Raw genomic sequence first — 17877 nt, 5'->3', positions numbered from 1 at the left:
ACTCGGATACATCCGACAGACGTCGAGTGTTCCGCGCGCAGACCGGCAGCGTCGGGGAAGTCCCACATGCGACGGAGTGGAGCCTCGGCCACCGCGGATGTCGGCCGAGTCGCATGGCGAGGAGGACCGTTCGGATGGCCGATGCGCGGCGCCGGGCCCGTCGTTGCCGATGACCCCGCCGAGCAAGACGCCCGCGGAGCGCACCGCCGGGCTCACCGGCTGAGTTCTTTAGCAGATTCGCATTGCTCATACCGTATCGATGAGGTATTTCACCCTCACTTCCCCATAAATGCGCATTGCTTCCTGTTCGGCGATACGGTCGGGGCGTGCCGTCCGTTGTTGTCCCGGGGCCGGGTGTTCGCCGCCTCGTCATCACTCTGCTCCTGAGCCTGGCGATCGCCGCCGTGGCCCACGTGCTGACATGTGGTGTGCAGGCGCAGGACGGACACCACGTGTCACTCCTCAGCGGTCCGCCGCCCGCAGCCGACCCCCATGCGCGGGACACGGGGCCCGTGTCGGACACGGCGGAGACCACCGACAGCGACGTGTCCGAGACCGGGCATCATCCAGCGACTCCCGGCGGAGGCTGTGATTCGGCGGTGCTCCTGGTCGAGGTGCCGACGCGCTCCGGGCTCCCCCTCCTGGCAGCGCTGCTGAACACCCTGGCGGCGTGGGGACTCATGGAGGCGGGCCTCGCGAGTCTGTCGCGGCGCCGTCCCGTCGGTCTCGCAGCCGACAGGACGCCATGCCCCACGGGACTCCCTCTGCTGCAACTGGTCTGTGTCAGCCGTACGTGACACGGCTCGGTGCGCCCGGCCGCTCCCGCGACCGCCCGCACGAGCCGCCCGTACCCGTACCGCTCTCACGCGACGGCCCCGACCCGGTTCGCGGCCGTGGAAAGACCAGGTCGCCATGACCGCTGCCATGCGCAGCATTTCCACCGACGACGTGCACGCCTTCGTGGCGGCACACGAACTCCCCGAACCGGCAGGTGCGCCCCGCCGCACCCCCGCCGGCATGGTGGGCAACACCCCGGTCCTCTGGGTCGGAAGCCCTTTCACTCCCGCAGGCCGAGGCTTCTGGGCCAAGTTGGAGGGCGCCAATCCCGGCGGCATCAAGGACCGCCCGGCCCTTCACATGGTTGCGGCTGCCCGGGCCCGTGGAGAGCTCAGGCCCGAAGCCCCTGTCATCGAGTCCACCAGCGGGACGCTCGGACTCGGTCTCGCGCTCGCGGGCATCACCTACGGCCATCCGGTCACTCTGGTCACCGACCCCGGCATGGAACCGCTCATGGTCCACCGGCTCCGCGCCCTCGGCGCCCGGGTGGAGGTGGTGGCAGAACCGAGTCCGGCCGGCGGCTGGCAGCAGGCGCGCAGGGACCGCGTCCGCTCTCTGCTCGACGCGCATCCGGGCTCCTGGTGCCCCGACCAGTACCACAACCCGGACAACCCGGCGGCGTACGCGAACCTTGCCCTCGAACTCGTCGTACAGCTCGGCCGGGTGGACGTGCTGGTGGCCGCCGTCGGGACGGGCGGGCACTCGGCCGGGACCGCCCGTGCCCTGCGCGCGATCTCGCCGGGCGTGCGGCTGGTCGGCGTCGACTCGGTGCGCTCCACCATCTTCGGCCAGCCCGCCGGCGTCCGCCTGATGCGGGGTCTGGGCAGCAGCATCTACCCGCGCAACGTCGACCACGCCGCCTTCGACGAGGCCCATTGGGTCGCACCGGACGAGGCGGTCCGGGCGGCCCGACAGCTGGCGAGGCACCACTGTGCGAGTGGTGGCTGGAGCGTCGGCGCCGTTGCGCTGGTGGCCGGCTGGCTCGCCCGCACCAACCCCCCGGGTACCCGCATCGCGGCGATCTTCCCCGATGGAGTCCACCGCTACTGGGACACGGTCTACAGCGACGACTACTGCCGCACGCACGACCTCCTCTCACGCCGGCCCGCTGATGACCCCGATGAGATCGCCCATCCCGGCGAGCGCGTCGTGGAGCGCTGGACGCGCTGTGTGAACATCACCGCGCCCCGCGCCGACGGGGAGGCCACACGATGAGGGAGCTCGCCCGGCAGTTCCGCTCCTTCGACGGTGCCGTACGGCTGCTGATGGTCCAGCAGTTCACCATCAATACGGCGTTCTACATGCTCATGCCCTACCTTGCGATCCACCTCTCGGGTGGCCTGGGCATGGCAGCCTGGGCGGTCGGACTCGTGCTCGGCGTAAGGAACTTCAGCCAACAAGGCATGTTCCTCATCGGCGGCACGCTCGCGGACCGGCTGGGCTGCAAGAGCGTGATCATCGCCGGATGTGTGCTGCGGACCGTCGGCTTCGGACTGCTCGGCTTCGTCGACTCGCTGCCCGCGCTGATCGTCGCGTCGGCGCTGACAGGCTTCGCGGGGGCGTTGTTCAACCCGGCTGTGCGGGCCTTGCTCGCAGGGGAAGCGGGGGAGCGACGGGTGGAGGCGTTCGCGCTGTTCAACGTCTTCTACCAAGTGGGCATGTTCGCCGGCCCCTTGATCGGTCTTGCTCTGATCGCACTGAATTTCCGGCTGGTGTGCGCGGTGGCGGCACTGCTCTTCCTCGGACTCACCCTCGTACAGGTCAAGGTCCTGCCCGACCGCGGGCGCCCGCCGGCTGCGAAGGAGCGGCGCCAAGGAGTGCTCGCCGAGTGGCGCACTGTGGTGTCCAACCGCCCCTTCCTGCTCTTTTCCGCAGCAATGATCGGCTCGTACGTCCTGTCCTTCCAGGTCTACCTGGCGCTGCCGTTGCAGGCGCAGCGGGTGGCCCCGGGGAGCGGGGACGGCGTCACCACGGCGCTCTTCGCCGTATCGGCGGGCGTTGCCGCGGCCGGACAGCTGCGCATCAATGCCTGGGCGCGGGCGCGTTGGTCTCCGGGCCGGTCCGTCGTGTACGGCTTGACGCTGATGGGCGGCGCCTTCGCACCGCTCCTTGTCGCAGGTGCACCGCCCCGGGGCGAGGGACTGCTGATCCGGGCGGTGGCCCTGGCGCCGCTGTTCCTTGCGGCCGCCCTGCTCTCCCTCGGTACGGCCCTGGTGTATCCCTTCGAGATGGACACCGTCGTCGCGTTCTCCGGCGAGCGGCTGGTCGCCACCCACTACGGCCTGTACAACACCATCTCGGGCGTCGGGGTCACCGTCGGGAACCTCGCGACGGGCGCCGTGTGGGATGCCTCCATCGAGCAACCGCGTCTGCCCTGGCTCGTGTTGTGCGTCGTGGGCGTCGTGTGCGCCGCAGCGATCGCCGGCTTGACACGCACCGGGAGACTCGGGCCTCTCCGGGTCGGCCGGGCGGGGGAACCGGTTCCGCAGCGGTGAGGCAATGCCGTCCGGCGCGATGGCCTGCTCAGCTCACCGGGAAAACCGCGCTCACCGGGAAGCGGCTTTGACGTGGTCCTGCCGTTCCTCGGCATCAAGTCGATCGTCCCGGTCGTCTCCGTGGTCCGACCCGGGCCGGCCCGCTCGTCAGAGGGGTGTCAAGGACGGACCGGCCCTCTTGAAGTCTTCATGGGCAGGCGAGTTGGATGAACCATGTGAACAGCAGTCTGCGCCATGACGACCGGCCGCCGCATACGGTGCCGCCTGTCCTGCGCGCTGCTCACCTGCCGGTGCGTTGAGGTACTCGCTCTGAACGCCTGACGGCGGCCGCTCCTCTGCACGCGGGCCGACCCCACGCACCACCATCCTCCGCAAGGCCGACGCACTTCCCCTGCCCGAACAGGGAGAGAGCTGCGCGGCCGTGCCCGTTTCCAGGAATTGATCATGTCTTCTTCCTCCCAGCCCTCCCTTTCCGGACGGACCGTGCTGGTCACCGGAGCCACCTCCGGCATCGGTCGGGAGACCGCGCGCCAGTTGGCCGAGCGCGGTGCCACCGTCCTCGTCCACGGCCGTACCGCCGAAGAGGCGCGGGCGGTGTCCGACGAGCTTGCCGCCGCTGCCGGCATCGACAGTGGACTCCTCTGCTCGTTCGCCGCCGACTTCACCCGTCTCGAGGAGGTCGAACAACTCGCTCGCCGGGTGGCCGAGGAGCACCCGATCCTGGACGTTCTGGTCAACAACGCGGCCATGGCCGCCCCCGAGCGGCACACCGTCACCGCGGACCGCAACGAGATCACGTTCCAGGTCAACTTCCTCGCCCACTACCTGCTCACCCATCTGCTGGAGCCCGCCCTCACTCGCGCAATCGGCGGCCGGGTCGTGAGCATCTCGTCCTCGCTCCACCGCACCGCCTCGGTCCGGTGGAGCGACCCGAACCGCTCCCGTAACTACTCCCGCCTCGTCGCGTACGCCCAGTCGCAGCTGGCTCTCACGGTCTTCGCCGCCGACCCGCGCGTGACCGCGGTCTCCGTCCACCCCGGTATCTGCGACACCGCTCTGTTGCCGCTGTACTCCCTCAAGGGGGCTACGGCCGCCGAGGGCGCCGCACATGTTGTGCGGCTGTGCGACCCGGCGACAGGGATCGTCAACGGTGCCTACTACGACCGGGATCAGTGCGTCGAGCCGGCCCCGGCCGCCACCGAGGCGCGCACCGTCGAGCGACTGAACAAGCTCGCCTCCCTGCTCGTCGGTCAGAACACCTGAAGGAGCACGCATGTCCAAGCGCGCACGCAGGAAGAAGGCCCGCCGCAAGAAGAAGGCCAACCACGGCAGCAAGGCCGGCCAGAGCTGAACCCTGTGCGGGGCGGCACCGTCAGGGCCGCCCCGCACCCGAATCAGGTGGTCTCTCCCATGATCCAGATCCAGCTTCAGACGAACATTCTTCCCGCCCTCGCCCGGTGGTTCCCCGCCGGGGCACCGGGCCCCGCAGCTCTGGCCGAACACGTTCTGCGCTCCGGCTCCGGGCACTGGTGGGCGGACCGCGCCGTCGCCGGTACCTGGCCCACGCCTGCGTCGCCGGCCTCTGCGCGGACATCGCGGCCCGCGGACGCATCGCGAGCTGGTCCTGCTCCCGCGGCAATCGCCCCAGCCGCCTCCTGGCCTGGACCTCCGGATTCCGGCTGGAGCGCGAGTACGTCCACTACGCCACCAGGGAGACCACCGCGTCGCGACTCCAGAAGGCGGGCATCCACGCATGAGCGGATCCAGGAACGCCCGCCCCCTCGTCACCGTGCCGGTCCTCGACGGCCGCCTGCTGGACACCGGCGCCTGCTCGTCCATGGGGCGAAGGATGCTGCGGTGCGGGGCAACAGCGCCCCAGCAGTTGTCCGAGCGCCTTGTCCGCGAGACTGCTCATTCGGCTGTGACCGAGAGCTCTGGCCTGTCGTCCTGACCGCGGTAGTCGGCCAGGCAGGGTGGTTCGCCGGCCGTGGCGCAGCCCTCCGGCCGGCTCGGATCAGGTCAGGTTCAGTCCTCCGTCGAGCACGATGACCTCGCCGGTGAGATAGGTGCTGGCGATCACCGATGCCACCAGGTCGGCCACGTCGGCGGGCTGAGCCGGGCGGCGCATGGGCGCGCGGTCCCGCCACAACTCGTGCGCCTGAGCCCAGTCCTTCGTCATCGGCGTGTCCACCAGCCCCGGAGCGACCGCGTTGACCCGCACATCCGGCCCGAGCGCAGCCGCGAGCAGCCGGGTCACGTGATTCAGCGCGGCCTTGCTCGCTGCGTACGGCACCGACGAGCCCTTGGGGCGCACCCCGGCATGGCTGGTGATGTTCACGATGCTGCCGCCTGCGGGGGACCGGCGCAGCGCCGGAAGTGCCGCCGTGCACAGCACCCACGGTGCGATCAGGTTGACTTCCAGCAGCTGCCGCCAGTCCGCCGGCGTCGCAGCGGCCAAGTCGTCGTGCGGGATCGGCCAGCTGATGCCCGCGTTGTTCACCAGCACGTCCAGTCGCCCGAACCGGCCGAGTGCTGCCTCGACCAGCCCCCGGGCTTCCTCCTCCACCGCCAGATCCGCCCGTACGTACGCCCCGCCGAGCTCCGTCGCCAGCGCCTCCCCGGCCTCCGCACTGCGCCGCGAGTGCACGACGACCCGCATCCCGTCCGCCGCCAGCCTCCGCGCAACGGCCTCCCCGATCCCCGACGTGGACCCGCTGACCAGGGCGACGGGCCTGTCCGCTTGTTCAATCCTCATGCCGACGGATCCTGCCACGGTCTCCGGCGGAGATGTCGGGTCGTGGCCATCGCCACCCCACGCCGCGCCCGCGCCATCGACGCAGCCCTGCGTAACCGAGGCCCTGGTCGGGCGGACGGGCCGACCAGAGCGCCCGGTCACATCGGTGTTCAAGGAATCCGGCCTTGGGAGATGCCGCTGAGAGTGCAGCCCTCCCGCGCGAGGTGCTGCCGCATGGCCGGAGCCGGCCCGCAGGGACGCTGGTCAGAGCCAGCCGGCACGGCGGAAGCTTCGGTGGATGACGAGGCAGGCGGTGGCCATGACTCCCAGGGCGAGGGGATATCCGTAGGTCCAGCGCAGCTCCGGCATGTGGTCGAAGTTCATGCCGTAGACGCCGCAGACCATCGTCGGTACGGCGATGATCGCCGCCCATGCCGTGATCTTGCGCATGTCCTCGTTCTGGGCGACGGTCACCTGGGCGAGGTGGGCCTGGAGGATTGAATCGAGCAGGGCGTCGAACGACGTGATCTGTTCGGTGACGCGGGCCAGGTGGTCGGCGACGTCACGGAAGTACGGCTGGATGTCCGGGCCGACCGGCGGCATCGGCCGGGTGACCAAGGCCTGCAGCGGCCGGTCGAGTGGTGCCACCGCACGCTTGAGCTCCAGCAGTTCGCGCTTGAGCTGGTAGATCCGGCTCGCGTCACCACGGCCCGCTTGCCCACTGAAGACGTCGCTCTCGACGGCGTCGATGTCGATCTGCATCGAGTCCGCCACGGCCAGGTAGTCGTCGACCACCTGGTCGGCTATGGCGTGCAGTACGGCTGCGGGCCCCTTGGCCAGCTGCGCGGGGTCGGCCTCCAACGCCTCGCGGAGCGGACCGAGTGAACCGTGCGGGCCGTGCCGGACGGTGATCACGAAGTCGGCGCCGGTGAAAATCATGAGTTCTCCGGTGTCCACCACCTCGCTGGTGGCGGTGAGCTCCTCGTGCTCGACATAGCGGCAGGTCTTGAAGACGGCGAACAGCGTCTCGTCGTACCGTTCCACCTTTGGCCGCTGATGGGCGTGCACCGAATCCTCGACTGCAAGTGGATGCAGGCCGAACAGCTCGGCGATACCCGCGAATTCTGTCCCGGAGGGCTCGTGCAGCCCGATCCATACAAAGCCGCGGCCGGACTTGCGGACCCGCCGCAGAGCTTCGTCCGTCGGGCGGGTATCGGGCTGCCGTACGCCGTCTTCGTAGATCACGCAGTTGACCACCGTGCTGCCCAGCGGAGAGCGGGCCGGGTGGCTCAGGTCGACCTTCCGGCGGTAGGCGCGGCGCACCGCACGTCGGAGATTGCGGATCATCGGCACATCGAGCTCCTTCGGACAGCAGGTCGCCAGTGTGCCACCGGCCCTTGTGAACCTGGGAAGAGGAGGGGCGGGCGTACGACCGGAGCGTTTTCGACGAGGGCGTTCGGAAGCCCGCCCCAGGTCCTGGCCGCTGACGAGGCGATTCCACCTCAAGCACGGCGTACTTCGAGGAGCTCGCGCTCGAACGAGCGGACGCGGCCCACGTTGTGAGTGCGGCCCCGTCCGGCGACCGGGCACTGACGCGGGGGCGCTGGATTCAGTCGGCGCCGGCCTCGACAGCCGACGCCCTGGGAGCTGTCACTCGGTTCGCCCGGACCACCGAGGGTGAACCCGCTCACCGGATCGATGCCGACGGCAGCGAACAGTTCTGGACGTACGACGAGAACAGGCGAGTGGCCGCCTGTCGCACCACGCCTCTGCGGCCCTTCGGCACGAAAGCTGCGCCGTTCAGCGGTGCTGGGTCGCAGGCGGACGATCCGCGAAGTACTGCAGCCCTTGCTTGAGCGCAGCGCGGGCGCCGGGTTCCAGGTGACGAGACCAGAGCGGATCCGTTTCGCCCCGAAGCAGGCAGTAGCAGGCCAGGGCGTAGCCGAACTGACGCTCAGTAAGGTAGCCGAGGTGGTGGGTGGGGTCGAGGGCGGTTCCAGTGAGCATCCGCTCGGTGAGGTCGCCCAGCGGGAGGACAGAGAACCCCTGTACCGACTTGGTGAAGCGGTAGGCCGCGTTGGCGGTGAAGACGCCCATGCCGAGGAAGACCGTCACCAGGTCGGTCAGCCTCTCGTGGTCAACCTCGATGCCTTGGATGCGATCCTCACCGAGCAGACGGACGTGCCCGAGCTCGTGGGCGACGATGGCCGCGAGTACAGCTGGGTTCTCGGCCTCGCGGAGGTCAAGCTCGATCACCGCGTGGCCGTCGACCTTGCGGTACCTGCCGACTGTCCGATGCCTGCCACGGTTGCTCCGCAGGGCGCGGGATTCCTCTTCGGGGCTCTCGAAGTACTGCACGCCGACCGCATCAGGGTCGACCCCCATCACTGTGCAGACGCGCCCGACCATCTCCCCGACCTGATCCGGGGCGCCGACGAAGCCCGGAGGGAAGAAGTCCGAGACCGGAAGCGCAATCTCGCGCTTCACCACCTCAGGCCCGAACTCCTTTACGCACCACCTCATCCACCTCTCGACCCACTGCTGGTCCTTGGGCGGTACCGGGCACTGACCGAGCTGCTCGGAGCGGGCCCAGGGCTTCGCGCTCGTGGTCGTCACGGCACCGATTCGTGGGCGACGCCGTCGCCATTTGCGCCATGCCCGTGCCCATCGTGCTGGTGTCCTGGTCATCCCCGCCGATTCACCCCACCCCCAGGCCGCTCCAATGCTCGAATTCTAGGGGCCTGGAATGCTGTTCATCGAGAGGTGGCCTTGGTCACCGAGTGCTGCTGATCAACCGACAGTGCTCACGAAATCGCGGGCGCTATGTGATCACGAAGTCCGGCTGGATCACTACCCCTCCGCGAGCCTGTCCTGCAAGCGCTCCACAGGGCGGCCCTGCTCCGTAGCCAGCTCCAGGGCACGCCGCCAGCGTCTTTGGGCCTCTTCTGTCCGGCCTTGCGAGAAGAGGATCTCGCCGGTGAACTCCGCGTAGTCGAAGTCCACATGCCCGTTGCCCTGCGCCCGGCCCAGGGCGAGCAGGCGCTCCATCTGCTCCAGCGCATCCCCGGACCGGCCCAGCGCGTGCAGCGTCTGTGCGTACGTTTTCGTGAACAGCAGCAGGTACGGGTCGCCTGTCCGGCCGACCAGCAGAGCCAGCGACTCCTCGATGGCGGCCAACGCCTCGTCGGGCCGTTGGAGGTCCAGCCAGTTGTTGGCGATGTTGTTCAACGCCTGTGCCAGCACCCGATGGTCACCCAGCTCACGCGCCGCCGCCACGATCTCGATCTTCTCGGCGAGGGCGTCCTCAATCCGCCCGATGTCCGCCAGCACCGACGAGCGCAGCGCGCGATAGCGGTGCCGCAGCAGCGGCTCTCCGGCCGGATCCGCCAGCCGCCAGGCCCGCTCGGACTGTCGCAGCGCCTCGTCGAAACGCCCCTGCCAGGCCAGCGCCAGGCTGTGGTTGGAGTACAGATGCGGCCACTGCCCGGCCGCGCCCGCGGCCTCCACTGCGGCCAGGCAGCGCTCGGCCACCTGCTCCCAGGGACGGAACAGCCCGGCGTCGTTGTAGAGGAACCCCGCGTTCTCCACCAGGCGGCAGCCCGCATCCTGCAGCCCCCGGTCCGGAGCCCCTTGCACGAGCGCGCGCAGCGCCGGCTCCTCCCGCCGGAACCAGTCCAGCGCGGCCGCCGGATCTCTGAACGCCGGTACCCCGCCCGCCGGTTCCTGCTCCGGCCAGTGCGACCGGTGCCGGGGGCGCGCCTGCGACACCGCCGCAGCCGTCGCCGCCAGATAGTGGTCGAGCAGCCTGGCCGTCGCCTCCTGCTGGGCATGCGCGGGGAGTTCGTCCGACAGCAGCCGCCGGCAGTAGAGCCGTACCAGGTCGTGCGCCAGAAAGCGGCCCGGCCGGTCCTCGGCCAGCAGGTGCAGCGTCGCCAGCTCCGCGAGCGCGCTCCGGGCCTCCCCGTACGATGCACCGAGCAGCGCGGCTGCCCCATAGGCGTCCACGTCGGCCCCTGGATGCAGCGCGAGCAGTGGCAGCAGCCTGGTCGCATCCGGCGCCAAACGGCGCCGACTCAACCCCAGCTCCCGGTCGACACTCAGCTGCCCGCCGACGCCCAGGGCACCCAGCCGCGCCTGCTCATCGGCGAGTTCACCGACCAGATCGGCCACCGACCAGGCAGGGCGGGCCGCGAGCCGGGCGACCGCGATGGCGAGCGCGAGCGGCAGGTGGTCGCACAGCTCGGCCAGGCGCCGGGCGGCCCGCGGGTCGGCCAGCGCCCGCCGGTCACCCAGCCGCAGCCGCAGCAGCTCGTGCGCGGCGCTCGCCGTGAAGGACCCGACGGGCACCACCCTCGCCTCTTCGCGGACGACCAGCTCGTTCAGCCCGCTCCGACTGCACACGACGGTCAGGCACGGTCCGCTCGCGGGCAGGAACGGCAGCACGGCATCGGGCCCGGCTGCGTTGTCCAGGATCACCAGCAGCCGCCGGTCATGCACCTGCGCGCGGTACAGCCCCGCCCGTTCGTCCGGATCGGCGGGTATCCGGTCACCGGGCAGGCCCAGCGCGCGCAGGAAGCCGTGCAGCACATCGCCCGGGTCGGCGGGCCCATGCGGGCTGAAGCCCTGCAGGTCGCCGTAGAGCTGCCCGCCGGGGAACTGCCCGGTCACCGCGTGCGCCCAGCGCACAACAAGCGAGGTCTTCCCGCCGCCGGCGGGCCCCGTCACAATCGCGAGCCGAGCGTCCTCGGCGTCCGGCAGTTCCGACAGGGCCGCCAGCTCGGCGGGGCGGGCCACGAACTCCCGCAGCGCGCGCGGCAGTAGCTGCGGCCCGTTGCCCTGCTGCGCGGCCGGCTCGGGGCCCGCGGGCGCCGGGACGGCTGCCGCAGGCTCCACGAAGGGTGGCGGTTCCGTGGGCGGATCCGGGTGCAGGTTGGGATCGGCGCGCAGGACCCGCTCGTACAGCTCACGCAGCCCGGGCCCCGGCCGCACCCCCAGCTCCTCCGCGAGCCGCCGCTGCCCCTCCAGAAACGCCTCGATCGCCTCTGCCTGTCGGCCACTCCGGTACAGCGCCAGCATCAGCAGCTCCCGGGGCCGTTCCCGAAGCGGATGCCGCCCGGCCAGCTCGGCGAGTACGGGCACCAGCTCGACGTGCCGGCCCAGCGCAAGCCCGGCCTCCGCATGCTGTTGTTCGGCGGCCACGATCAGCTCGCCGAGCCGGTCGCGCTGTGCCGCTGCGTACGGTCCGGGCACGCCCGCCAGCGGGGTGCCGCACGGCAGGGCGAGCGCCCGGGCCAGCGCCGCGTCGGCCCCATCCGGCGAGTCGGCCGCCGCAGAGCGCACCGCCTCCTCGAACACCGCCAAATCGACGGCACCGGGGGCAAGTTCGAGCGCGTAGCCCCCGCCGTACGAGACGATCGGTTGCGCGCCGCCGGGCCCTTGGAGAAGGGTGCGCAGCCGCCACACGTACGTCCGCAGCGTGCGGACGGCCGAGGCCGGCAGCTCCTCGCCCCAGAGCGCGTGCAGCAGTTGGTCGAGCGGCACGGGGCGGCCCGAGTGCAGCAGGAGGGCGGCCAGTACGGCCTGCTGCCGGGGCGGTCCGACAGCGAGCGGGGCTCCGGCCCGCCAGGCCCGCACCGGTCCGAGCAGGGCGTAGGTCAGGTCGTCGCCCATGTGGCCCGGCATCCGCCCCCCCGGCTGAGGTCTGCAAGGAACGGGCACGATACCCGATCGTCACGATCGATCAGGATCCCTCTTCGTTCTTCTGCGGTTCTCTTGCGACCTTCTTGCGATCTGCCGCGGATCACAGGGTGTGAGGCTGCGTCACGCCACTGCTCCCACGCGCCGTGGGCCGAGAGAAAGCGTGCGTGCACCGATGAACACACGACGACACCTTCGACGTGCCTTTGTACTCGCCGCCCTGCCGGTCGGCGCGATCCTCGTCGTCGGCACCTCCGGTGCCCGCGCGGTCGACGGGGATTTCGCCGCGACAATCCGCCAGGACAGGAGAATTGACCAGACGGACGATCCGACTGCCCCGCCCACCGGCCTCGCTGACGCAATCCGGGAGAGCAAGAAGGCGGACGGCAGGGAGGCCCCCGCCCCCGCCAAGGCGCCCGGTGTCACGATGGCCGACGAGATCCGTGACGCAAAGAAGCGGCCACTGCCGGAGGACTCGCCGGATCCGGCCCGCCAGGCTCATGAGGAATTGAATCGGGTGACGGACGAGAACCCGGCGAAGCGGGCCAAGGAAATGCCCGACATCACGTGCAACGAGGACGGCGACCTCGTGATCACGGACTCTGCAGGGCACGTCACGCACAACGGAACCGGCGACATCTGCATCTCAAACCCCGATGGCAGGCAGCGGATCGACATCGACTGCGTCACGCACAATGGCGTGGGTGACATCCTCATCGGCGACGGCTGCCGGGACGTCGACGTCGAATGCATCAACACGGCGGGCGGCGGCATCAATTACTCGAACCGGCTCGACTGCGGGCCCGGCCGGTTCGACTCCACGAACGACGGGAGGGTTCCGGAGGACTGCACCGGCGACCTCGACGTCGGCGAGGTCAACCAGAACGGCTCCGGCGGGGTGTTCGTCTCGAACCGTTTCAACGGTCGCCCGAACGACGCACGGCCCGGAGTGAACTTCCGCTGCGGCGATGACCCTCGGGCACCGGAGAATGACGGTGCGGACGACTCTGCCCGCGGCTGCGACACACACGGCCAGAACTGCCCGCCTCGGAGCCGTTGCAACAATACGGCGGGCGGCGGCATCAACTTCGGCAATATCTACTACGCGTGCACGGATACGGGCGAGCCGGAGACCGCGGTCGACTCCGGCAACCCGGTCGGTGACGACGGCCCGGCCCCTGGCTCCGGCCCTGTCGGTGGCCCGGTGCCGTTCCCTGTGCCCCCGGTCCCCTTCCCCGGCCCGTTCCCGGCCCCGTTCTTCCCGGGCGGGGGCCCCTCCCCGTGGAGCGACAACGACCCGGGTGGCAACGGCAACCCGAACGACCCTGACAGCGCCTCTGACAGCGACCCGGATCCGGACACCGCGGACAAAGGCTCGGACCCGAACAACACGGGCAGCCAGACCGACCCCGACAACCCTTCCGCCGACGAGGGCGCGGACCCGAGCGGCGACCCGGTCATCGTTGTCGAGGACCATGATGACGACGACCGCCGGGTCGAGGAGTCCCCGTCGGAAGAGCCGCTCGCCGACCCGCAGTCGGAAGTCCCGGCCACCGAACCCGAGGCGGACGTCCCCGACCCGGGCGATCCGCAGACGACGCCGGTCGCTGATGGCGACGAGCACGACGAACCGGTCACGGACGATTCCCGCCCGCAGGAGCAGGACGCTGTCCCGGTCACGGACGATTCCCGCCCGCAGGAGCAGGACGCTGTCCCGGTCACGGAAGAGGACGCGCCTGCGGCAGAGCCGGAAGCCGGGCAGCCGTCCGGGCAGCAGGACGAGTCGGAGGAGCCCGAGACCGGTGTGCAGGACCCACAGGAGTCGCAGCAGCCCGTGCCGCACTCGCCGGATCAGACGGTCGGCGAGCAGACCCCGGACGACTCCCGTGATGCCCAACAGCCGGATGAGGCCAAGGAGTCGGCCCCCGACCCGGCGGACCAGTCCTCCGACGGGCAGGCACCGGAGAAGCCGGAGGAGTCGCACGACAGCGACGACCGGACCCTTGAGGTCTCCGATTCCGGCGAGGAGGGCGACCAGGAGTCGGACGACCGCGCGGCCGAAGAGCCGGCCGAGAGCGAAGACGGAGCCGACGACCACGAGAACGACAGCCCCGCCCTGCTCAACCAGTCGGCAGCCGTGAGCATCGGCGAAAGCCAGGAGGAGTCGAGCGACTCGGAGGAGTAGTCCCCGCCGGTCCGCCCCCGTCGACTCGCCGGGGGCGGACGGGGATCCACCTCACCATCCGTCATTGCCTCAAGGCGGTGGCACTACGCCGATGGCCCCATCACCGACCGGGGCTCCGGGCTGATCCGTTGCTGAGCGGGCCGCGGCCGGCGTCCCCCTGTGCGAACAGGACTACTTGGAACCGGCCATGTGGCACAGTCCCTGGCAACGGGCCGGACCACCGCGGGACATGACGTCGTGATGGGGTCGGCGAGTGGAATAGTCCCGGGCAGCAGTCGGCCCCTGCGTCGTCCCACGGGGGAAGGACGGCCCCGGTGCCGACAACCTCACGATGCACGCCGCTCACTGCTGCGCAACCCGCGTTTGAAGGGCCCGCCGGTCGCCGGTTGTTGCCGGTCATGGTGCTCCGATCCGTCCGGGGCGGGGCCCGGCCCGGACGTCAGCCGGCGGTGAGGCGAGTTGTCGGGATGGGGAAGCCCAGCTCGGCCTTCACCGCGTTCGCCGAGTCCCCGGTCGACGCCCTCGAAGACCAGGAGACCGCACGCACGAAGGGCAAGGCGATCGGCGGCGTCAAGGTCTCCGACGAGGACATGCTCGCCACCGTCCTGCGCCTGCGCGACGACGAACGCCTCTCGCTGCGCGAGACGCGGAACAGCAGGTGGAGGAGGCGATCGCCCGCTCCCCGGCACCGCGCATTCTCCCCAGATTCTCCCCAGGGCCTCGAAATGACCCCTCGGCGATGTTCACGACTGTGAAGTCAGTCAATGGATCCGCCTCACCGTCTACAGCCAGTCCCGCCGCTTGAAGATGAAGTACAGGCTCGTGCACACCGTTGCCATCAGCAGAATTGCGAACGGATAGCCAAAGGTCCAGTTCAGCTCCGGCATCGCGTCGAAGTTCATTCCGTAGATGGTCCCCACCAGTGTGGGTGCGAACAGAATGGCCGCCCATGACGAGATCTTCTTGATCTCCTCGTTCTGTGCGTGGCCGGCCTGCGCCAGCTGCTTCATCTCCTCGTTCTGCTGCTGGTTGACCAGCGTGGCATTGACCGCGAGGATGTCCTGCAGCGCCAGGCGGAAACCGTCGACGCGTTCGGTGACATGGGTGGAGTGGTCGGCCACATCGCGCAAGTACCTGCGCAGTTCCTCGTCGATTCCGTACTTCTCGAATCCGGCGCTCAGCCCTTCCAGGATTCTCGTCAGGGGACGGGTCGCGCGTGCGAACTCCACCACTTCCCGGGAGAGCTCATAGATACGGCGGGACACCTTCGGGTCGCCGCTGAAGACCTCGGTCTCGATCTCGTCGACGTCGTTCTCCACGCCGGCGACCACGGGTGCGTAACCGTCGACGACCGCATCGAGGATCGCGTACAGCACAGCCTCGGGGCCGCGCTTGAGCAGATCCGGGGTGGCTTCCATGCGACGCCGGACCGCTGCCAGATCCGGTGCGGCCCCGTGGCGCACGGTGATCACGAAGTCGGGTCCGACGAAGACGTGCAGCTCGCCGAAATCGACCTCTTCGGCGTCATCCAGGTAGCGGGCGGCGCGCAGCACCACGAACAGGGTGTCGCCGTAACGTTCCAGCTTGGGGCGCTGGTGCGCCTCCAACGCGTCCTCGACCGCGAGCGGATGCAGGTCGAACTCGCCCGCAACGGACAGCAGCTCGGCCTCGGTCGGCCGGTGCAGGCCGATCCACGCCATGCCGCCGTCCGCCTCGCGGAGCTTCTGGAAGGTCTCGGCGAGTGAGTCATGGGTGCTGGTTCGGTGGCCGTCGTGATACAGCGCGGCAGTGATGACGCTGGTTTCACGGGGCGGCTGCTGCTCGGCCGATGCAGCCGTGCCGGGCTGCTCATCAGCGGGGCGGGGCCCGGCCGGGCGCTTGGCCGGCTTCTTGAACGCGCGCAGTGCACGCAGACGACGCTCGGACATGACGGAGTCCTTCCGCAGGCAGGAAGTAGAAGGCGTAGGGATGGGCGAGGGCACGCCGCAGACGTCGCCTTCGGATCCGGCTAGGGTCCGGTCGTGGCAGCGTCCCGCGGCGTGCGACTGGGAGGTTCACCACACATCGTGGATCTCACCTGCCTTTCTGTACGCACGGGACGGGGCCGGTGAGCAGGCTATACCTTGCCGGGCGAACTCTCCGGACCGATGAAAACGGTGCCATGGGGTGCGCCTGCCGGGGCGAACCGCCTGCTCCTGGTGCGACCGGGGCCGCGGTCGGCCCGACGCTGCCGGCCGGGGTGGTGGTGACGAGCCTGTACGTCGCCGGCCTCAACCGTCTGCTGTGGCGCCGCCTCCACCCCTCGCAGAGGCCCACTGCTCAGTCGTGCACGGCGGCGCCGCTGAGGTGGTGGTCGGCGAGGCTCAGGACTTCGTCGACCACGCGTCGCAAGTGCCCGTCGGGCAGGCCGTAAATCATGCGCCGACCCTCCTTGCGTACGGACACGAGCCCCGCCAGCCGCAGCTTGGCCAAGTGCTGACTGACCGCCGGACGAGCGGCTGCGCAGGCTGCCGTCAGTGTGGTGACATCCGCTTCACCTTTGCCGAGGGTGTGCACCAGTGCGAGCCGGGTGCGGTCGGAGAGGAGGCCCAGGACCGCGGCGGCGTGGGTGAGCTGTTCGGCGCCTGGATCTTGCGGGTGCGTACCGTGTGCAGGTGATAGGTGCGTGCGTGCGCTCATATGCACATAATGGGTCGGGGCGCCCTGTGGTGTCCACATCCCTGTCCCGCGTCGAAAGGCCGGACCGTGAGCGAGCAGCCTGGACACACCCACCACCCGCACGAGTACCGGCACATTCGCGACCATGACCACGGGCGGGATCGCGGGCATGTGCATGGGCACGGTGGCACCGGCCGCCGGGCGCGATGGCGGCATCGGCTCGGCCACCTGGTGAAACCGCACTCGCACGAGTCCGCCGACAAGGTCGACCGTGCCCTGGAGTCCTCCGCGCGGGGCATGCGGGCGCTATGGATTTCTCTGGCGGTGCTCGGCGTCACGGCTGTGACACAGGCTGTGGTGGTCGTCCTGTCCGGCTCGGTGGCTCTGCTCGGCGACACCGTGCACAACGCGGCCGACGCACTGACCGCACTGCCGCTGGGCGTGGCCTTCGTCCTGGGTCGCCGGGCGGCGAACCGCCGCTTCACCTATGGCTACGGGCGGGCCGAGGACCTGGCCGGCATCGTCATCGTGCTGACCATTGCGGCCTCCGCATTCTTTGCCGCCTGGACCGCGATCGACCGGCTGCTGAACCCGCAGGGGATCAGCCACCTGCCCGCCGTCGCTGCCGCGGCCGTGGTCGGCTTCATCGGCAATGAGTGGGTGGCCCGCTACCGCATCCGAGTCGGACGCGAGATCGGCTCGGCTGCCTTGATCGCCGACGGACTGCACGCCCGAACCGACGGATTCACCTCGCTCGCCGTGTTGTTGGGCGCAGGCGGTGCCGCGATCGGCTGGCGGCTTGCCGACCCGGTCGTGGGTCTGGTCATCACCGCTGCGATTCTGCTGCTGCTGCGCGATGCCTGCAGGGAAGTCTGCCGCCGGGTGATGGACGCCGTCGATCCCGCCCTCGTCGACGCGGCCGAGCACGCGCTGGAACAGGTGCCGGGCGTAAGGGCGGTGGGTGAGCTGCGGCTGCGCTGGATCGGCCACAGGCTGCGTGCGGAGGTCGCGGTCGTCGTCGACGGCGAGCTGAATGCGCGTGAAGCCCACCAGGTGGCCGTGGCGGCCGAGCACGCCCTGCTGCACGCCGTACCGAAGCTGACCGCGGCCCTGGTCCATGCCGACCCGACTCCGGCGCCGGGTGCCCCGGACCCGCACCTGGTCCTGGCACACCACGGGACCTGAGCCGGGAGATCTGCCATGGCACCAGGACCATGAAACGGTCCGGGGCCGCGCGGTGTGTTCACACCGGGCGGCCCCGGACCGTCGGA

At 70.1% G+C, this 17877-nt stretch carries 15 protein-coding genes; 9 read left to right on the top strand and 6 right to left on the bottom strand.

The window, feature by feature from the left end; all coding sequences use genetic code 11:
* The first annotated feature begins 326 nt into the window (after window positions 1–326).
* The 6 genes from ACFVYE_RS41800 to ACFVYE_RS41775 all read left to right on the top strand — a co-directional run bounded on the left by ACFVYE_RS41800 (window position 327) and on the right by ACFVYE_RS41775 (window position 5283).
* Window positions 327–797: a hypothetical protein gene (locus ACFVYE_RS41800; RefSeq protein ID WP_383968741.1), complete on the top strand. Its 471-nt coding sequence runs from the start codon at window positions 327–329 to the stop codon at window positions 795–797.
* A 127-nt stretch (window positions 798–924) separates the two neighbouring features.
* Window positions 925–2052 (top strand): PLP-dependent cysteine synthase family protein, encoded by a 1128-nt coding sequence (locus ACFVYE_RS41795; RefSeq protein ID WP_383968744.1) that lies wholly within the window; start codon window positions 925–927, stop codon window positions 2050–2052.
* The gene (locus ACFVYE_RS41790) at window positions 2049–3332 is read left to right on the top strand and encodes an MFS transporter (protein WP_389608696.1); all 1284 of its coding nucleotides are present in this window, start codon (window positions 2049–2051) and stop codon (window positions 3330–3332) included. The genes ACFVYE_RS41795 and ACFVYE_RS41790 overlap by 4 nt, the downstream gene beginning before the upstream one ends.
* Before the next feature lie 444 nt (window positions 3333–3776).
* Window positions 3777–4595: an SDR family NAD(P)-dependent oxidoreductase gene (locus ACFVYE_RS41785; RefSeq protein WP_389608695.1), complete on the top strand. Its 819-nt coding sequence runs from the start codon at window positions 3777–3779 to the stop codon at window positions 4593–4595.
* A 266-nt stretch (window positions 4596–4861) separates the two neighbouring features.
* Window positions 4862–5089 (top strand): GNAT family N-acetyltransferase, encoded by a 228-nt coding sequence (locus ACFVYE_RS41780; RefSeq protein ID WP_383968753.1) that lies wholly within the window; start codon window positions 4862–4864, stop codon window positions 5087–5089.
* Window positions 5086–5283 carry a hypothetical protein gene (locus ACFVYE_RS41775; RefSeq protein WP_389608694.1) on the top strand — a complete coding sequence of 66 codons (198 nt, stop codon included), beginning with the start codon at window positions 5086–5088 and terminating at the stop codon, window positions 5281–5283. Before ACFVYE_RS41780 ends, ACFVYE_RS41775 begins: the two co-directional genes overlap by 4 nt.
* A 63-nt stretch (window positions 5284–5346) precedes the next feature.
* On the opposite strand, the gene ACFVYE_RS41770 is transcribed toward ACFVYE_RS41775, so the two are convergent.
* From ACFVYE_RS41770 to ACFVYE_RS41755, 4 genes are all read right to left on the bottom strand, one after another.
* Window positions 5347–6087, bottom strand: coding sequence for an SDR family NAD(P)-dependent oxidoreductase (locus ACFVYE_RS41770; protein WP_383968758.1), 741 nt, complete (start codon window positions 6085–6087; stop codon window positions 5347–5349).
* Between the two features lie 243 nt (window positions 6088–6330).
* Window positions 6331–7413, bottom strand: a complete 1083-nt coding sequence (gene corA / locus ACFVYE_RS41765; protein WP_389608693.1) for a magnesium/cobalt transporter CorA — start codon at window positions 7411–7413, stop codon at window positions 6331–6333.
* A 453-nt stretch (window positions 7414–7866) separates the two neighbouring features.
* Window positions 7867–8682: a hypothetical protein gene (locus ACFVYE_RS41760; protein WP_389608692.1), complete on the bottom strand. Its 816-nt coding sequence runs from the start codon at window positions 8680–8682 to the stop codon at window positions 7867–7869.
* A gap of 234 nt (window positions 8683–8916) precedes the next feature.
* Entirely contained in the window at window positions 8917–11736 is a 2820-nt protein-coding gene (locus ACFVYE_RS41755) for a BTAD domain-containing putative transcriptional regulator (protein ID WP_383968767.1), read from the bottom strand.
* Window positions 11737–11938: 202 nt separating this feature from the next.
* On the opposite strand from ACFVYE_RS41755, the gene ACFVYE_RS41750 reads away from it, so the two are divergent.
* Together ACFVYE_RS41750 and ACFVYE_RS41745 are read left to right on the top strand one after the other, a co-directional pair.
* On the top strand, window positions 11939–13948 hold the full coding sequence (locus tag ACFVYE_RS41750; protein ID WP_389608691.1) for a hypothetical protein: 2010 nt from the start codon (window positions 11939–11941) through the stop codon (window positions 13946–13948).
* A 467-nt stretch (window positions 13949–14415) separates the two neighbouring features.
* Window positions 14416–14703, top strand: coding sequence for a hypothetical protein (locus ACFVYE_RS41745; RefSeq protein ID WP_389608690.1), 288 nt, complete (start codon window positions 14416–14418; stop codon window positions 14701–14703).
* A gap of 27 nt (window positions 14704–14730) precedes the next feature.
* Here ACFVYE_RS41745 and ACFVYE_RS41740 read toward each other — a convergent pair whose 3' ends face one another.
* Window positions 14731–15876 (bottom strand): magnesium and cobalt transport protein CorA, encoded by a 1146-nt coding sequence (locus ACFVYE_RS41740; RefSeq protein ID WP_389608689.1) that lies wholly within the window; start codon window positions 15874–15876, stop codon window positions 14731–14733.
* 391 nt (window positions 15877–16267) lie between these two features.
* Window positions 16268–16627 (bottom strand): ArsR/SmtB family transcription factor, encoded by a 360-nt coding sequence (locus tag ACFVYE_RS41735; RefSeq protein ID WP_383968778.1) that lies wholly within the window; start codon window positions 16625–16627, stop codon window positions 16268–16270.
* Window positions 16628–16693: 66 nt separating this feature from the next.
* Between ACFVYE_RS41735 and ACFVYE_RS41730 the strand changes: the two genes are divergently transcribed.
* Window positions 16694–17791, top strand: coding sequence for a cation diffusion facilitator family transporter (locus ACFVYE_RS41730; RefSeq protein WP_383968781.1), 1098 nt, complete (start codon window positions 16694–16696; stop codon window positions 17789–17791).
* Window positions 17792–17877 lie beyond the last annotated feature (86 nt).

Source organism: Streptomyces sp. NPDC058239, from assembly GCF_042882185.1.
In the GTDB taxonomy this organism is placed as follows: domain Bacteria; phylum Actinomycetota; class Actinomycetes; order Streptomycetales; family Streptomycetaceae; genus Streptomyces.
This window is presented reverse-complemented; position numbering and strand designations above follow the sequence as displayed.